The sequence below is a fragment of the Pseudomonas sp. RG1 genome (assembly GCF_025910115.1).
GTDB classification, from domain to species: domain Bacteria; phylum Pseudomonadota; class Gammaproteobacteria; order Pseudomonadales; family Pseudomonadaceae; genus Aquipseudomonas; species Aquipseudomonas atacamensis.
Genome location: NZ_JAPCIK010000055.1, coordinates 1 through 17,420, shown reverse-complemented (window position 1 = coordinate 17,420; position 17,420 = coordinate 1). Strand labels below are relative to the sequence as shown.

Here is a 17,420-nt window from a genome sequence, read left to right as displayed (position 1 = left end):
GTGACGAGACATCGGGATCCTTTTGCTTGATATGTCACCTAAAGTGGACTTTACTGGCGATAATCTATTTAAAGTCCGATATGGGTGACATTTTGCTTCTCGATAATCCAGCAACGTTTGCCCAGCGTATTCGCCAATTGCGCAAAGCCAAGGGCTACAGTCAGGCGCTGCTTGCGCATAGGGCTCATTGCAGCCGCAAAACCATCATCGATCTCGAAGCAGGCGAAAACGTCGCTTTTTATACCGTGTTTAGAGTCATTGCCGCGTTAGGCATGGCGTTGGAGATTGTCGATAACCGAATCGATCTCAAATCACTCGCCGAATTGGTGGAGCATGATGAGTAAGGTGAAACGACTGAATGTCATGACGCCTCAGGGCCATTCCGGCGAGTTGTCCAAAGGTTCGCAGTTTTCATTCGCTTACCAGTCAGCGTCGCCACTCAGAGAAGTTTCCCTGGTCATGCCCTATGACCCGACACCGTCGGTGAGCAGCGTATTGCAGCCCATCTTCGATATGAATGTGCCTGAGGGATATCTGGCCGACCAAATCAAGCGGCGCATGGCCAAGCATATGCAAGTGGATGAAATGCGCCTGTTGTCCGTCATTGGCGGTAATCAGATCGGTCGCCTCACGTATGAGAATCCGGTAGAACCTTCAAACTCTGTTCGTGCGCAGGTCGGCCTGCAGGAGATCCTGTCGGCGGACACCTCTCAGCATGTTTTCGGTTTTTTGGTCGAAACCTACTTCGAGTCGGGCATTTCAGGTGTTCAGCCCAAGGTTCTGGTGCCCGATCTGGACAAGCTGACTGGTAGCCGAAAAACAGTGATCAGCTCCGACCTCATCGTCAAATCAGGAGCGGAAGAGTATGAGCACCTGGCTCAAAACGAGTTTCTGTGTCTGGAAGCAGCGCGGCTGGCTGGACTGTACACGCCGCCTTTCTGGCTTTCCGATAACGGTGAGCTGTTTGTCATGGAACGTTTTGATCTGACGGCGTCTGATCGCCTTGGCTTTGAAGACATGGCGGTGCTGCTGGGGTTAAACAAGGATCCCCACGATAACTATAAATATTCGCAGAGCTACGAAACCCTTGCTGCAGTGATCCGTCAGGTATGCAGGCATGCCGACCCGATACGAGAACTGGAACGATTTTTTTCGTCCGTCTGTCTTTCGGTCATGGTGCGTAACGGCGATGCGCATTTGAAAAACTTCGGGGTGACCTACACGCACCCTGCGGCCACTGAAACGGTGCAGTTGGCGCCGGTATACGATGTCACGACCACAACCGTATACGAGAACTACAACCCCAGGACCGGGCAATCGCTGGTTGACCGTACTCTCGCCATCAAGATGAACAAGGCCAAAGCTTATCCCGATCGTCAGCAATTGATTGAGTTTGGTCGTAAACACTGCGCTGTGGATAAGCCAACACTGATCGTCGACCGGATAGCCGAGGCAATGAGTCAGGCGCTTTTGATTCACCGACCACGGATAGACGTTGAATTGTTTGCAAGGATGCAACGCGAATGGGACACCGGGCGCATGGTCGCGTTGAATGACTCGGTCGGTTCTGGTTTGAAGCGTCATCCTTTATCAAGCGGTAGAAAGGAAAAGGCTGATAAATGATAAGCGGTGTACCGCTACCGTGACATTTGCTTCTCAAAGTCGCGTATACGCGACATTTCGCCAAGGCAGCGGCCCGCATGTGGAGGTGGCGCAGTCCGCAGCCCATCCCTGAAGCCCTTGCAGGCTCACTCCTACAATTGGAGCGAATGTGGCCTGCAAGTTATGGGTCGTTTGTCATTTTGGCGGCTAGCTACTTGTCGTGATCAATATCCAGTTTGGTAAACGTCACCTGTCCACCCTCACTCGTATACCCGGTGTTGTCCTGCACATACACCCCAGCCTTGAAATACAGCGGCTTGTCGCGCCAGGTCGCGCTGATCTGGGAGTCCCACTGATACCCCGCCGCACTCACGCCCAGGGCACCGCCGGGGCTCAAGTGGATGAGATAGTTGAATTCACGATCAAGCTTGACGCCGGTGGCGAGGGTGATGACGCGGCTTTCGGCGTCGTCCGGCCGCATGCGCACTTTAATCACCAGATTGCCGGTCTGGGTTTTTTCCTTGTACTGGTATTCGAGCTTGACCATCGGCCGCTGGCTCTCGTACGCGTGGATCTGGCCGATGACGATCTTGCCCGAGCTCGGCACCTTGTTCACCGCGAGGGTGGCGCGCAGCAGGTTGTCGGCGTCCGGGTAGTACCAGTTGCGCAGGGTGCCGTTGCTGTAGGTTTCGCGCAGTTCTGTACGCGGGTAGATGGCGTTTTCGGTTTTCGAGCCGGTCACCGGGGACCAGAAGAACAGGGTGCCGGTGTCGGAATGGAAGTACTGATCCTTGAAGCCATCCACCAGTTTTGAGGTTTCGACGGTGTACGGCGGGCTGCCAACAGGAACGCTGAGGTTCCAGGTTGCGAGGTCGATCATGACGGTTCTTCCAATCAATTCATCCGGAACGCCGGTGCCAGAAGCTCTAGCCCGCGCGTTTTCGGGCGTCTTTATAAGCGTAGCGGCAATTTTTGTTAATGCCCGCCCGGCGATTACTTGACGTCAAAGTCCTGTCGAAATGCCATCCCGCCCGGTTTTCGGGGGCTGTAGCGGTGACCGTTAGTCGGCTGGGTTGAGCATTGTTTAAATGATGGCGGGATGACAGCTTCTGCTTTCACTGATCCGCGTCTAGAGTGAAGGCTCAGTACGTCTATGGTTTTGCCGGCAACCGGTCCCGATAAGAGAAGCAGCATGGAATGCGCGCAACCCCAGCCAGGTGAAGGCAGCTCGGTCCTTTTGATCGTCGATGATTACCCCGAAAATCTGATCAGCATGCGCGCGTTGCTGCAGCGTCAGGATTGGCACGTGATGACCGCCGCCTCGGGTTTCGAGGCGCTGAACCTTTTGCTCGAACACGACATCGACCTGGTTCTGCTCGATGTGCAGATGCCCGGCATGGACGGTTTCGAGGTCGCGCGGCTCATGCGCGGCAGCCAGCGTACGCGGCTGACACCGATCATTTTCCTCACCGCCAACGAGCAATCTCAGGATGCCGTGATCAAGGGATATGCCAGCGGCGCGGTGGATTACCTGTTCAAGCCGTTCGATCCGCAAATCCTCAAGCCCAAGGTCCAGGCGCTGCTCGAGCACCAGCGCAATCGTCGTGCCTTGCAACGCCTGAGTCATGACCTGGAAGTGGCGCGCGCCTTCAATGCCTCGGTGCTGGACAACGCCGCCGAAGGCATTCTGGTGTTGAGCGAGGACGGCGTGATCCGCTTTGCCAACCCGGCGATTTCGCGACTGCTCAATGCGCCGGTGAAGGATCTGGAAGGCAAGGAGTTTCTCGATTTCCTGCAGAAGCCACACATTCCCCTGTGGGCCGATTCCGAGTTCTACGCCGGCTACCAACGTGGCGAAACCCTGCGCCTGCATGATGCGTTGCTGCGCACGGCGCCGGGGCAGCAAGTGCCGGTGGCATTGTCCTGCGCGCCGCTGCCCTCGGAGCAGCACGCGATGGTGGTGACGGTGCTGGACATGTCGGTGGTGCGTCACTTGCACCAGCAACTGGAGTTTCAGGCGGTGACCGATCCGCTGACCGGGCTGCTCAACCGGCGCGGGTTCTACCAGACCGTGGAAAACCTGTTGTTGCGCGGCGAACGCAGCGACAGCAGCTGGGTGCTGCTCTACCTCGATCTCGATGGCTTCAAACGGGTCAATGATTCCCTCGGCCATGACGCCGGCGACCGTGTGTTGCGCTGGGTTTCCGAGCAACTGAAGGCGTGCCTGCGGCCGTTCGATATTCTCGCGCGCATGGGCGGCGATGAATTCACCGCGCTGCTGGATCTGGAGTTTCCCGAGCAAGCGGCGAAGATTGCCGAAAAACTCATCGAACGGGTATCGGTCTGTCAGCAGATCGAAGGCCTGGATATCGTCCTTGGCGCCAGTATCGGCATCGCTACTTATCCCGACTGTGGGCGCAATCTCGACGGTTTGCTGCGCGCTTCGGACATTGCCATGTACGAAGCCAAGCGTGCCGGGCGTCAGCAATATCGTTTCTATGATCATGAAATGAACGGCCGCGCGCGTTCGCGTCTGATGCTTGAAGACAGCGTGCGCGAGGCCATCGAGAATCGTGATTTCAATCTGGTCTATCAGCCGCAAGTGGCGATCGGCAGCGGACAGATCCGTGGGTTCGAAGCGTTGCTGCGCTGGCAGCATCCGAGCGTCGGCGATGTGCCGCCGGGGTTGTTTCTGCCGTTGCTGGAAGAGGCGCGCTTGATCAGTCGCCTCGGCAGCTGGATCTATCACCGTGGCGCCGGCCAGCGCAAAGCCTGGGAAACCTTGTTCGCCGAAGATCTGGTGCTCGGCGTGAGCCTGAGCAACACCCAGTTCGGCCTGCCGAATCTGGTCACTGAATTGCGTCAAGTCATGGAGCGCCATGCGCTGCAACCTCAGCAACTGGAAGTTGAAATCACCGAAGAAGCGTTGATGCAAAACCCGGACGAAACCCGCAAGCAACTGCGGCTGCTGCGTCATCTCGGGGTGCGCGTGGCGCTGGATGATTTTGGTTCGGGGCCGTGCTCGCTGGCGCATCTGCGCGATCTCGAACTGGATACGCTGAAACTCGACCGCCACTTGATCGCGCGCTTGCCGGACTCGCCACGTGATGCGGCGCTGGTGCGCATGGTCATCGATCTGTGCAAGCAATACGGTCTGCTGGTGATTGCCGAAGGGGTGGAAACCCTCGAGCAATATCAGTGGCTGCAAACCCATGGTTGCGAATACGTGCAGGGCTTCCTCGTCGCGCGGCCGTTGATCGCCGAAGACGCGGTCAGCTTCGTTGAACCGTTTGACTGGAGCGCGTTGCCCGGTTGAATTCGCTACACTGGCGGACCTTTTTCGAACCGCGTCGCTCGTCCATGACTGTGTTGAAGTACCTCCAGGCCTACCCTGCACAATTGCAGGATCAGGTGCGCCAACTGATTGCCGAAGGGCGTCTGGGTGAATACCTGAATCAGCGCTATTCAGGGCGACACGACGTGCAGAGCGACAAGGCCTTGTACAGCTACGCGCTGGATCTCAAGCAGCAGTACATGCGCAATGCGCCGGCCATCGACAAAGTGCTGTTCGACAACCGCCTCGACCTGACCCACCGCGCGCTCGGTCTGCACACCACGGTGTCGCGGGTGCAGGGCGGCAAGCTCAAGGCCAACAAGGAAATCCGCATCGCCGCGCTGTTCAAGGACGCCGCGCCGGATTTTCTGAAGATGATCGTGGTGCACGAGCTGGCGCACTTCAAGGAATCGGATCACAACAAGGCGTTCTATAAACTGTGCGAGCACATGCTGCCGGGGTATCACCAGATCGAGTTCGATCTGCGTGTGTACCTGACGTGGCGGGATATGCAGGCTTGACCAATCAGGAAGGTGTGGATGGACGTCAGCAAGACCAAGAGCAGTTTCTATCGCCGTTTGTACGTGGCTTATCTGATCGATAGCGGCTCGGCGCCGAGTGTGCCGACGCTGACCGAAGTCACCGGCATGCCGCGACGCACGGCGCAGGACACGATTGCCGCGCTGGCCGATCTGGACATCATCTGTGAGTTCGAACAGGAAGAGGGCGCGCGCAATCATGCCGGGCGCTATCGGATTCGCGAGTGGGGAGCGATTGATCGCGGCTGGATCGAGCGCAATTTGCGGCAGATAAAAGCGGTGCTGGAATACCCCTGATTCCTGCGCCGACGGTTCTGACGCCTTCGCGAGCAGGCTCGCTCCCCCAATGGATATGCATTCCCTGTGGGAGCGAGCCTGCTCGCGAAAGGGCCTTCAGGACCGACGCATGCCGATGTGCGGAATGTCATCCTCGAGATATTCCTCGCCGACTGAGACAAACCCGTACTGGCCGTAATACCTCTGCAAATGCGCCTGCGCCGACAGATAGATCGGTACCTGCGGCCAGTGCTTTTCGGCCTGCTTCAGCGCTTGTTCCATCATCGCGTGGCCCAACCCTTTGCCACGGCCGGCGGGGGCGGTCACCACGCGGCCAATCACCACGTCGCCGCCTTGGGATTCCGGGTCCAGCAGGCGCAGATAAGCCATCAGCTGATCATCCTCCCAGCCCATCAGGTGATGGGTATCGCCCTCCAGATCCTGGCCGTCGAGGTCTGGATAAGCACATTTCTGTTCGACCACGAATACGTCAGAGCGCAGCTTCAACAAGGCGTACAACTGCTCTTTGCCCAAATCGCGATGATGTTTGCAGATCCACTCGATTGTCATTTTTCGATTCCTTGACCATGTCGCCCGATACTAAGCGCAGCAGCGCCGTATGTCTGTATGGCGCAACAGTCTGTGATAAAGGTCAAAATGCCACTATTCCTTTCTCGCGCTGGCTGCGACTTTGTGTAATCTGCTCAAGAGCACTGTCCACTGGCTCCCATGAGCTAATGTTCAATGCTTGGGTTTTGCCGGTAAGGGGCCTTGGGTTTTGACGTGAAACCACGTCGGGCGGTTGCCCGCTGAGGATGTTCAAGCATGCTGCGATTGCTTCAAGCCGTTGCTTTGATCGGACTGCTGGTGCTCGGCCAGGATGTTGCGGCGCAGAAGCTGCGGCTGGCGTTCGATAATTGGCCGCCATTTACCGACGATGCACTGGTCAACGGTGGCCTGGCCACCGACATTGTCAGCACCGCACTGGCTCGCGCCGGTTATGCCAGCGGTTACGAACAAGTGCCGTGGGCGCGAGCATTGCTGGGGATTGGCGAGGGGCGTTACGACGTGCTGGTCAACGCTTGGTACAACGACGAGCGCACGCAGATCGGCCAGTTTTCCGGTGAGTACCTGATCAACCGCATCCGCTTCCTCAAGCGCAAAGACGCACCTATTGAATACAACAGCCTCGAGCAACTGCACACCTATCCGATTGCGGTGGTGCGCGGCTATGCCTATTCCGCCCCTTTCGATGCCGACACGGCGATGCAGAAAGTGCCCGTGCACAACTTCGCCATGGGCGTGCGCATGCTCGCGGCGGATCGGGTCAAGCTGACGCTTGAGGATGAGTACGTAGCGAAGTATTACCTGGCGCGGGAATCGGCCAAGGTACGCAATTCGGTGGAGTTTTTACCCAAGCCGTTGAGTGAGAACAGCCTGCATATTCTGGTCAGCCTGAAGAATCCGCAGCATGAGCAGATCGTCGCCGGGTTTGACCGGGCGATTGCAGCGATGAAGGCTGACGGGACTTATGAGAAGTTATTGCGGCGGCATGGAATGTAGTTGGGAGCGGCAAGCGGCAAGCGGCAAGCGGCAAGTTAGAAGCCGGGTAGCGTTTGGCTTGTAGCTTGTAGCTTGTAGCTTGTAGCTTGTAGCTTGTAGCTTGTAGCTTGTAGCTTGTAGCTTGTAGCTAGACCTCTTTGATCAAATGCGCCGCCAATGTCCGAAGCGGCCCCAACTGCCGGCAAATCAGCGCCAACTGCGTTTGCACCAACCGCTGCCCTTCATCGATTTCATCCGGCATCTGTTCCAGCTCATTGGCCAGCGCTTCTTCTTCATCACTCTGAATTGCAATCGGCTGCTTGCTCGCAAGGCCTTGAGCGATTTCGTCGATGCTGGTCGCCAGTTTCACCCCGGCGCCTTCGATCAGATGCTCGCGCACCTCCGCTGGCAACTGCGTTTCGCGGTGTGCGCCGAGCCCTGACAAATAGCTGAGCAACGTGTGCGATAGCACCAGAAAGCGGAAGCCGACATCCGCCTCCTTACGGAAATGCCCCGGCTCCATGAGCATGTTCGCCAGTGTCGTCGACAGCGCCGCGTCGGCGTTGTGCGCGTTGCGTCGGGCCAGGCGATAAGCGAGGTCGTCACTTTTGCCGGCGGCGTATTGCTGCATGATCTGGCGCAGGTAGATGCTGTTGCAGGTCAGGGTGTTGGCCAGCACTTTGTTCAGGCGCCGGCCCTGCCAGTCCGGCAGGAACAGGAACACCGCCAGACCCGCGATCAAACTGCCGAGCAAGGTATCGAACAACCGTGGAAGGAACAGCCCGTAGCCATCGCCGACCTGATTGAAGCAGAACAGCACCATGATCGTGATCGCCGCCGTCGCCAGGGTGTAGCGGGTGGTGCGATTGGTGAAGAACACCACGCCGGCAGCGATGGCGAAGCACGATTGCACTACCGGGTTGGGGAACAGATCGAACAGCGCCCACGCCACCGTCAGGCCAATGGCCGTGCCGATGATCCGCTGGCCGAGTTTGCGCCGGGTGGCGCCGTAGTTCGGCTGGCAGACGAACAGCGTGGTGAGGATGATCCAGTAGCCTTGGGACGGGTGGATCAGGTGCACCATGCCGTAGCCGATGCTCAGTGCCAGCGGCAAGCGCAGGGCATGGCGGAACAGCAGCGAGGTCGGCGTCAGTTGCGTGCGCAGGCGAATCCACACGTCCTTGAGATTGCGCGGTGAGCGGTCGAGCAGGCTGCTGTCGGTGGCGTCCGCCAGGGCATCGGGGTTGCTGGCATCGCTGAGCAAGCGATCGAGGGTGCCGAGGTTGGCCGCCAGTGCGCGCAGCGAGCGCAGCAGGCCGCGCCATGCCGGATTGCTCTGGATGCGCAAGTGTTCGAGGGAGGCATGCAGGTCGTTCAGGGCTTCGGCGAAACTGGCGTCGTAGATGAACGGCTGGCGCATCTGGATGGATTCGGCCAAGGCCCGGCAGGCCTTGCCTTGCTGGCGCAGCAGGCGCTGGCAGCGGAACAGCACGTCGCTGTGGAAGAACGCCTCGGCCAGTGCGTTGTAAGGATAGTGCGAAGAGCTGGCGCGTTCGTGAATGTCTTGGGCGAGGAAGTACAGCTTCAGATAACGGCTGACTTTCGAGCCGGGTCGACCGTTGCCGACCCGGTGCAGGATGATTTCCTTGGCCGTGTTCAAGGCGGCGACCACCCGGCCATTCTGCTGCGCCAGTTCGAGGCGGCGGGCTTCGACGTCCATCTGCCGGATCGGCTCGAACAGCGAGGATTTCAGCTTCAAGTACAGGCCCAGTTCACGGAACAGCCGCGCCAGACTTTGCTGCACCGGTTGATTGGAAAAAAGCGCCTGCCACAGCACCGACAGCAGGCCATACCACGCCGCGCCGGCGACCAGCAGCATCGGTTCATGCCAGAAATCGGTAACCGCGCCGCCGCGCTGATCGACGCCGATCATCGTGTACACCGAGAGAATCAGCGTCGCCGAGGCGATCGCACCGTAACGCTCGCCCAGTGCGCCGAGCATGGTCAGGCCGAAACTGGCCAGCGCCAGGGCCACGGCAAAAATGATCGGGTAGGGAAAGAGCAATTCCACCGACAGCGCGGCGATGCTGAAACACACCAGCGTCACCGCCAGAGCGTTGAGACGACCCTGCCAACTGTCGTCGGTCTCGGCCAGGGCGCTGGCGATGATGCCGAGGAACAACGGGATCAGCAGGCCCATTTCATCCTGATACCAGCACAGCGCCATGCTGCCGGTCAGGGCGATGAATACCCGCACGCTGTAGCTGAATTTATCCAGCGCCCACAGGCGCCGCAAAGACTGACGAAACGAGGTCGAGGACATGAAGTGCGAAGGCCTTCCGAGGCGATGCCGCTAAATTGAGCCAGTAATGACGTCGACGCAATGGCGTCGAGCACATCTGACAGCAAAAAGTGTTCCTTTTACTTACACCACAAACCATTGTGGGAGCGAGCCTGCTCGCGAAAGCGGAGTGTCATTCAACATTGATGTCGACTGGTACACCGCATTCGCGAGCAGGCTCGCTCCCACAGGGTTTTGTATTTGGCCTTGAGTTAAACGAACTGCGCCGCAGCGTAACCAGAGGCCCAGGCCCACTGGAAATTGAAGCCGCCCAAGTGCCCGGTGACGTCGAGCACTTCACCAATGAAGTACAGGCCCGGGCTTTTCAGCGATTCCATGGTCTTCGACGACACCTCGCGGGTGTCGACGCCGCCCAGGGTCACCTCAGCCGTGCGATAGCCTTCAGTTCCCGCCGGCACAACCTTCCAGCTGCCGAGCTTCTCGGCAATCTCCGCCAGTTCAGCGTGGGTGTACTGCTTCATCGGTTTGGAGACAAACCAGTTGTCCGCCAGCAGATTGGCCATCTTCTTGGTGAAGATCTCGCCAAGCAAAGTCTTCAGCTCGCTGTTCGGACGCTCGGCGACTTGCTCTTGCAGCCAGCTCGCCGCGTCGTGATCCGGCAGCAGGTTGATCTCTACCGTATCGCCAGACTCCCAGAACGAGGAAATCTGCAGGATCGCCGGGCCACTGAGGCCGCGATGGGTGAACAGGATGTTCTCGCGAAAGCTCTGATCATTGCAGCTGACCAGACAATCCACCGAGGTGCCGGACAGCTCTGTGCACAACTCTTTGAGCTGGTCGGTGATGGTGAACGGCACCAGACCGGCGCGGGTCGGCAGCAGCTCATGGCCGAACTGTTTGGCGACCTGATAACCGAAACCGGTAGCGCCGAGAGTCGGGATCGACAGGCCTCCGGTAGCGATCACCAGCGACTGGCACTGGACCAGGCCGAGGGTGGTGTCGAGCAGGTAACCACTGTCGGTTTTTTCGATGGTCTGGATCGAGGTGTCCAGGTGCAGCTCGACGCCGGCCTGATCGCATTCATCAAGGAGCATGCCGAGGATGTCGCTGGATTTGTTATCGCAGAACAGCTGGCCGAGTTTCTTCTCGTGGTACGGCACGCCATGTTTGCCGACCAGACCGATGAAATCCCACTGGGTGTAACGCGCCAGCGCCGATTTGCAGAAATGCGGGTTCTGCGAAAGGAAATTGCTCGGTTCGGTGTACATGTTGGTGAAATTGCAGCGGCCACCGCCGGACATGAGGATTTTCTTGCCGGCCTTGTTCGCGTGGTCGAGCAGCAACACCTGACGCCCGCGCCCGGCGGCGGTCAAGGCACACATCAAGCCGGCCGCGCCAGCGCCAATGATCACGACTTCGGTAGAGCGCAAAACGGTGTCCTCACACAATGATCGTTCCCACGCTCTGCGTGGGAATGCCGCCATGGACGCTCTGCGTCCGTTGTTATGTGACGCGGAGCGTCACGGGATGCATTCCCACGCAGAGCGTGGGAACGATCAGGTCAGAGAATACGCACGCGCAACGAGCGGCCCTTGATCTTGCCGTCGTTCAGGCGCTGCAAGGCCTGCATGGCCACGGTGCGCTCGACAGCGACATAGGCCTGGAAATCGAAGATCGCGATCTTGCCGACCTGCGCACCGGGAATGCCCGCTTCGCCGGTCAGTGCGCCAAGAATGTCGCCCGGGCGCACTTTGTCTTTGCGGCCAGCGCCGATGCACAGGGTGGTCATCGGCGGTTGCAGCGGCGCCAGGCCCTGGGACTTGAGGTTGTCGATCTGATCCCAGTTCAGCGGCGCTTTCTGCAGTTGTTCGATGGCTTGCGCACGATGAGCTTCGGACGGCGCGACCAGGCTGATGGCGATGCCTTTCTCGCCCGCGCGACCGGTACGGCCGACGCGGTGGATGTGGATTTCCGAATCGCGCGCCAGCTCGACGTTGATCACCATGTCCAGCGCATCGATGTCCAGACCACGGGCGGCGACGTCGGTGGCAACCAGCACCGAGGTGCTGCGGTTGGCGAACATCGCCAGTACCTGATCACGATCACGCTGTTCCAGATCGCCGTGCAGGCCAACGGCGGAAATACCTTTGGCGGTCAGGTGATCGACGGTTTCCTGAACCTGCTGCTTGGTGAAGCAGAACGCCACGCAGGACGCCGGACGGAAGTGGTGCAGGACTTTGGTCACCGCGCTCATGCGCTCTTCCGGGGAAATCTCGTAGAAGCGCTGCTCGATCTGCGTGTCGTCGTGGAAGGCTTCAGCCTTGACGGTCTGCGGATCGCGCATGAATTTCGAAGCCAGTTGCTTGATGCCCACCGGGTAGGTCGCGGAGAACAGCAGAGTCTGCCGGCGCTCCGGGGTCTTGATGATGATGTCTTCGATCGCGTCGTAGAAACCCATGTCGAGCATGCGGTCGGCTTCGTCGAGGATCAGCGTGTTCAGGCCATCGAGCACCAGCGAACCCTTGCGCAAGTGCTGCTGAATGCGCCCCGGGGTGCCGACGATGATGTGTGCGCCGTGTTCCAGCGAAGCGATCTGCGGGCCGAACGACACGCCGCCGCACAGGGTCAGGACCTTGATGTTGTCTTCGGCGCGGGCCAGACGGCGGACTTCCTTGGCCACCTGGTCGGCCAGCTCGCGGGTCGGGCAGATCACCAGCGCCTGGCAACCGAAGTAGCGCGGGTTGATCGGGTTGAGCAGGCCGATGCCGAACGCGGCGGTCTTGCCGCTGCCGGTCTTGGCCTGGGCGATCAGGTCCATCCCCTTGAGGATCACCGGCAAGCTCTGCGCCTGGATCGGCGTCATCTGGGCATAACCGAGTGATTCGAGGTTAGCCAGCATGGCGGCGGACAGCGGCAGAGTATTAAAAGCGGTGGCGATGGTGGTCACGGGACTGGCCTGCAAAACAAAATGTCGCGCAGTGTAGCAGCCCCGTGCCAGTTTCCTCGACAGTTCTGGACGAACAGCGATTGAATCCGAGGCAGGGATTACCTGTGGCGAGGGGATTTATCTGTGGCGAGGGGATTTATCCCCGATGGGGTGCGCAGCACCCCCCAATACCTGCCACCTCAATTCATCAGGCTGACCGCATACAACCTTTTTGGGGCTGCTGCGCAACCCAGCGGGGATAAATCCCCTCGCCACGGAAGTCCTTCAGCAGCCACAGAAGTTTTTCAGCAGAATCAGTGTTCGATGTGCTCCTGCGGCCGTTTCGCCCGGCGCCCGTCTTCCTTGGACAGCTGCGAGAAAATCGTCGCCGCCAGCATCGCCATCACGCCGACCGTGACGAAGGTCAGTTGGAACGCGCCGAGCACGGTTTCCACGCCATCGTTGCCGACCTTCGCAGTGAAGCCGCCGAGCAGCGCACCGGCGCAAGCCACGCCGAGGCTCAGCGACAACTGCGCTACCACCGACAGCAGACTGTTGCCGCTGCTGGCGCTGGCATCGTCGAGGTCGATCAGCGTCACCGTATTCATCGCGGTGAATTGCAGCGAGTTGATCGCACCGAGCACCGCCAGCAGGCACAGCAGCAGCCAGTACGGCGTCTGCTCGCTGACCAGCCCCATGCTCGCCAGCATGATCCCCAGCGCCAGCGTGTTGCCGGTGAGGACGATGCGATAGCCGAGGCGTTCGATCAGCGGACGCGCGACCCACTTGGCGATCATCGCTGCAGCGGCCAGCGGCAACATGCTCATCCCCGCTTGCGACGGCGAGTAACCCAACGCCACTTGCAGCAGTAGCGGTACCAGAAACGGCAGGGCGCCGCTGCCCAGTCGCGCAAACAGGTTACCGAGGATGCCCACGGCGAAAGTGCGGGTCTTGAACAATGACGGCGCGAACAACGGGTTTTCGATGTGCCCGGCGCGCAGCCAGTACGCCGCCAGACAGGCCATGCCGGCGAACAGCAGCAACATCACCCGCAGGTGCGGCAGGTGCAGTTCGCCAAGGCCTTCCATGGCGATGGTGATGAGGATCATCGCCGCGCCGAACAGCAGAAAACCGAGGCTATCGAAGCGCGTGCGCTCCGTGCCGCGCAGGTCGGGAATGAATTTCCACACCGCATAACAGCCGATCACCCCGACCGGCAGATTGATCAGGAAGATCCAGTGCCACGTCACGTATTCCACCATCCAGCCGCCCATGGTCGGGCCGATCAGCGGGCCGAGCAGGCCGGGAATGGTGATGAAACCCATGATCCGCACCAGTTCCGAGCGCGGGTAGGCACGCAGCACCACCAGTCGCCCGACCGGCAACATCAGCGCACCGCCGAGGCCCTGAATCACCCGCGCACCGATAAGCATGCTCAGACTGCTGGACAAGGCGCAGAGCAACGAGCCGAAACTGAACAGCAGAATCGCGCCGAAGAAGATTTTCTTGGTGCCGAAGCGGTCGGCGATCCATCCGGAGGCCGGGATCAGCAGGGCCACGGTGAGCATGTAGGCGATGATCACACCCTGCATGCGCAACGGGTCTTCAGCGAGATCGCTGGCCATGGCCGGCAGCGCGGTGTTGAGGATGGTCCCGTCGAGGGACTGCATGAAGAACGCAATGGCGACGACCCACGGCAACCAGCGGGCGGTGATGGCGTCGAGAGGCGGGCGGTTGGGCATGGAACCTCGTGTGGGTGGTTAATCCAGATTGATCGTTCCCACGCTCTGCGTGGGAATGCCTCAACGGACGCTCTGCGTCCGCTTTTGGCTGGGACGCGGAGCGTCCCGGGCTGCATTCCCACGCGGAGCGTGGGAACGATCGCTGTCAGAGGGTCAGGGTCAACCGGCTGACCAGCGCCCCCGGCAACAGCGATGACGAGGTATTGCGCTGACTGTAGGTACTCGCCGACAGCAGCAATTCACGCTCGGTAGTCAACGCTTCCAACTGCGAGCCGAGCAGGTTGTAGGCGCTGTCATCGAAACGCATGGTGCTGACCGGCGCCTGGATTTCGCCGTTCTCGACCCAGAAGGTCGCGAAGCGGGTCATACCGGTCATGCGCGCCGCCGGTTGGTCCGAGTAGTTCAGGTACCACAGATTGCTGATGTACAGCCCGGTGCCCAACTGCTTGAGGATCTGTTCTTGCGACAGATCACCGGCGGCCATGTTCAATGCACTGGGCATCTCGCCGCCGCCCGCACCGTTCGCCGCCAGACCATATTCGGCGGCGCTGCGCGAGCCGACCAGTTGATCACCGGCCCGGCCTTCGATGATCAGACGCAGATCGCTGCGCGGATAACCCTCGGCGGAAAACGCCGGGCTCAGGGATTCGCTGACTTTCTCGTCCAGCGACACCAGCGGACTGAACGCCTGATCGCCGACGTAGAGTTTCTGCAACGGACTGCTCTTGCTGGCGATCGATTGCGCCGAGAACCCGCCCCAACTGAGCATGCCCATGATTTCTTCCAGTGCCGCCGGCGCCAGATAGGCGCGGTACTGTCCCGGTGCCAAAGTGCGTAACGGTCGGCCGAGAAACTCCAGCTGTTCGCGGGCCTGGGCGAAACGCCGGGCAAACCCTTCGTCGCTCCAATCGTGGCCGGCGTAGCTGGCCTTTACCGCTTCGCCGTTTTCATGGAACAGGCTGAAATCGAAGTTGAAACTGTTGGCTTCATGCCAGCCGAACGCGCCGGCGGAACTGGCGAAACCGCGGCTGATCGGGCCGGCAGCATAGAAACCGACCAGATCCAGACCTTCAGCGGCAGCGCAGATTTGCCCGACGACATCTTCGGTGTCCGGCAGCGGATGCGCTTGTACGTGCGTGCTCTGCCAGCTGTTGTGATTGAGCAGCAGGTACGGATCCTGCGGCAGCAGCGGCAGGGTTTCGCGCAGTTGTTGCAGGCCCTCGGCGAGCCGTTGCAGATCGGCTTCCTGATCCCCGGACAAGGTGATCTGCAGGTCGGCGTGGCGACCGTCGTCGATCAGTTTCAGGCCGACGTTGGCCTGCTGTACTTGCCCGGCCTGGCGCACCTTGGCGTGATTGAAGCGCACGAACGCCGAGGCTTCGGCGGCGTAGCTGAGCGTGAACTGTTCCGGCTCGCGCACGCTGTCGCGCAGCCAGTTGACCATGACCTTGAAGGCGTCGGACTGACGCTTCGAAATGCTCATCAGGCGTCTCCCCCAAACACATCAATGTTGCTGAATACGCAGGCCGGCGAAGCGTGGCCGACGCGAATCACCTGGTTCGGTTCGCCCTTGCCGCAGTTCGGCGTGCCCAGCACCTTGACGGTGTTGGCATCGCCGACGGCGCGCAGGCTCTTCCAGAAGTGCGCGGAAATGGCCCGGTAGTTGGGATTTTTCACCACGCCTTTAAGTTCACCATGCTCGATCAACTGGCCCCATTCGCAGCCGAACTGGAATTTGTTGCGCGCATCGTCGATCGACCACGAGCGGTTGGTGCTCATCAGGATGCCGTGCTCGATACCACCGATCATCTGCTCCAGCGTCTGATCGCCCGGCTCGATGTTGAGGTTGGCCATGCGGTCGATCGGCGGCCGGTTCCAGCCGCAGGCGCGGCTATTGGCAACGCCATCGAGGCCGGCGCGATACTGCGACAGCGCCCCGCCCAACGGCCGCAGCAACAGGCCGTCGCGGATCAGGAATTGTTTGCTCGCCGCAGTGCCGTCGTCGTCATGGCCGTAGCTGGCGAGTTCTTCCGGGATGCCCGGGTCGAAGGTTACGTTGAGCAGGTTGGAGCCGTATTGCAGGCTGCCGAAATCGCTAGTCTTGACGAAACTGGTGCCGGCGTAATTGCGCTCATCGCCGAGGATGCGGTCGAGCTCCAGCGGGTGACCGATGGATTCATGGATCTGCAGCATCATCTGATCAGGCATCAGCAGCAGGTCGCGCGGGCCTTGCGGGGTGTTCGGCGCGAGCAGCAGTTGCAGGGCCTGGTCGGCGACTTGCGGACCGGCACCGACCAGGCCGCAGCGGCTGATGACATCGGCGCCACCCTGCTGGCCGAAGTTCTCCCGGCCGAGGCTGCGGGTCTGGCTGTCGTTGCCGTCGTAGGCGGTGACGTCGAGGCTCGGATAGACGAAGCGCTGGGCCTGGCGCAATTCGGCGCCGGCGCTGCTCAGGTAGATCTGCTCGACGTTAGTGATGCCGATGCTCACCTGCCAATTGACCAGGCGTTCATCCTTGGGCACCGAGGCGGATTCCGCACCGAGCAGATCGAAGCATTCGCTCAGGGACGGGAAGGGCTGTTCGAGGTTGGGTGAAAAATAATCCGCGCGGTCACTGGACAGCGTCTGCTCGCGCAGATCGAGCAAGGCGTGCGGCTTGAGCCGGCGGGCCTGTTGTTCGGCGCGCTCGAGGGCGGCTTGCAGGCCTTGTTGCGAGAGGTCATTGGTCGCCGCATAGGCTTCGACGCCATTGACACGTACGGTGAGCATCGCCCCTTCATCGCGGCTCAGGCTCGGCGGTTCGGCGACGTTCTTGCGCACCGACAGAAACTGCCCGGACTCGCGCACATACCGCAGGGAAAAAAATTCAGCGCCCGTGCGCAAGGCAGCAAAGCGCTGCTTGAGCTGGGGGTGGAAATCGAACATTCGGGAACCTCCTTGTAATGGAGTAGCGGCATGGCGACAGCGGGGAGGGGTGAAACGGTTGCGCGAGGTCTAGAGTAGGCCTGCGTGGGGGTAGGATCAAGTGAAGAGGGGGTGTAGGAGGATTTACTGTGCCCGATAGCAGATCGTTCCCACGCTCTGCGTGGGAATGCCGCCATGGACGCTCTGCGTCCGCTTTGGGACGCGGAGCGTCCCGGGATGCATTACCACGCAG

General features: G+C 60.2%; 14 protein-coding genes. 6 read left to right on the top strand and 8 right to left on the bottom strand.

What is annotated here, in order from left to right; all coding sequences use genetic code 11:
- Window positions 1-80 precede the first annotated feature (80 nt).
- Complete coding sequence (locus tag OK411_RS26040) at window positions 81-344, top strand: helix-turn-helix transcriptional regulator (RefSeq protein WP_024014619.1); 264 nt, start codon at window positions 81-83, stop codon at window positions 342-344.
- Entirely contained in the window at window positions 337-1,623 is a 1,287-nt protein-coding gene (locus OK411_RS26035) for a type II toxin-antitoxin system HipA family toxin (RefSeq protein WP_136493093.1), read from the top strand. Before OK411_RS26040 ends, OK411_RS26035 begins: the two co-directional genes overlap by 8 nt.
- A gap of 190 nt (window positions 1,624-1,813) precedes the next feature.
- On the opposite strand, the gene OK411_RS26030 is transcribed toward OK411_RS26035, so the two are convergent.
- A complete protein-coding gene (locus OK411_RS26030) occupies window positions 1,814-2,482 on the bottom strand; it encodes a polysaccharide lyase family 7 protein (RefSeq protein ID WP_016772792.1) in 669 nt (222 codons plus the stop codon).
- A gap of 312 nt (window positions 2,483-2,794) precedes the next feature.
- Between OK411_RS26030 and OK411_RS26025 the strand changes: the two genes are divergently transcribed.
- From OK411_RS26025 to OK411_RS26015, 3 genes are read left to right on the top strand one after another with little or no spacing between them, the layout of a single operon-like run.
- Window positions 2,795-4,918 carry a putative bifunctional diguanylate cyclase/phosphodiesterase gene (locus OK411_RS26025; RefSeq protein ID WP_136493092.1) on the top strand — a complete coding sequence of 708 codons (2,124 nt, stop codon included), beginning with the start codon at window positions 2,795-2,797 and terminating at the stop codon, window positions 4,916-4,918.
- 44 nt (window positions 4,919-4,962) lie between these two features.
- A complete protein-coding gene (locus tag OK411_RS26020) occupies window positions 4,963-5,457 on the top strand; it encodes a YgjP-like metallopeptidase domain-containing protein (RefSeq protein ID WP_038861199.1) in 495 nt (164 codons plus the stop codon).
- Window positions 5,458-5,475: 18 nt separating this feature from the next.
- Complete coding sequence (locus OK411_RS26015) at window positions 5,476-5,772, top strand: winged helix-turn-helix domain-containing protein (protein WP_264365883.1); 297 nt, start codon at window positions 5,476-5,478, stop codon at window positions 5,770-5,772.
- A gap of 96 nt (window positions 5,773-5,868) precedes the next feature.
- Here OK411_RS26015 and OK411_RS26010 read toward each other — a convergent pair whose 3' ends face one another.
- The gene (locus OK411_RS26010; protein ID WP_136493091.1) at window positions 5,869-6,321 is read right to left on the bottom strand and encodes a GNAT family N-acetyltransferase; all 453 of its coding nucleotides are present in this window, start codon (window positions 6,319-6,321) and stop codon (window positions 5,869-5,871) included.
- Window positions 6,322-6,576: 255 nt separating this feature from the next.
- On the opposite strand from OK411_RS26010, the gene OK411_RS26005 reads away from it, so the two are divergent.
- Window positions 6,577-7,314, top strand: coding sequence for a substrate-binding periplasmic protein (locus OK411_RS26005; RefSeq protein WP_024014615.1), 738 nt, complete (start codon window positions 6,577-6,579; stop codon window positions 7,312-7,314).
- 127 nt (window positions 7,315-7,441) lie between these two features.
- On the opposite strand, the gene yccS is transcribed toward OK411_RS26005, so the two are convergent.
- The 6 genes from yccS to OK411_RS25970 all read right to left on the bottom strand — a co-directional run bounded on the left by yccS (window position 7,442) and on the right by OK411_RS25970 (window position 17,188).
- Window positions 7,442-9,616, bottom strand: a complete 2,175-nt coding sequence (gene yccS / locus OK411_RS26000) for a YccS family putative transporter (RefSeq protein WP_073476432.1) — start codon at window positions 9,614-9,616, stop codon at window positions 7,442-7,444.
- Between the two features lie 230 nt (window positions 9,617-9,846).
- A complete protein-coding gene (locus OK411_RS25990; RefSeq protein ID WP_264365882.1) occupies window positions 9,847-11,025 on the bottom strand; it encodes an NAD(P)/FAD-dependent oxidoreductase in 1,179 nt (392 codons plus the stop codon).
- 131 nt (window positions 11,026-11,156) lie between these two features.
- Window positions 11,157-12,542 carry an ATP-dependent RNA helicase DbpA gene (gene dbpA, locus OK411_RS25985; protein ID WP_024014613.1) on the bottom strand — a complete coding sequence of 462 codons (1,386 nt, stop codon included), beginning with the start codon at window positions 12,540-12,542 and terminating at the stop codon, window positions 11,157-11,159.
- Window positions 12,543-12,835: 293 nt separating this feature from the next.
- Window positions 12,836-14,263 carry a multidrug transporter subunit MdtD gene (gene mdtD, locus OK411_RS25980; RefSeq protein ID WP_042606617.1) on the bottom strand — a complete coding sequence of 476 codons (1,428 nt, stop codon included), beginning with the start codon at window positions 14,261-14,263 and terminating at the stop codon, window positions 12,836-12,838.
- Window positions 14,264-14,408: 145 nt separating this feature from the next.
- Entirely contained in the window at window positions 14,409-15,746 is a 1,338-nt protein-coding gene (locus OK411_RS25975) for a TldD/PmbA family protein (protein ID WP_130900721.1), read from the bottom strand.
- Window positions 15,746-17,188, bottom strand: coding sequence for a TldD/PmbA family protein (locus tag OK411_RS25970; RefSeq protein ID WP_016772800.1), 1,443 nt, complete (start codon window positions 17,186-17,188; stop codon window positions 15,746-15,748). The genes OK411_RS25975 and OK411_RS25970 overlap by 1 nt, the downstream gene beginning before the upstream one ends.
- Between the last annotated feature and the right edge of the window lie 232 nt (window positions 17,189-17,420).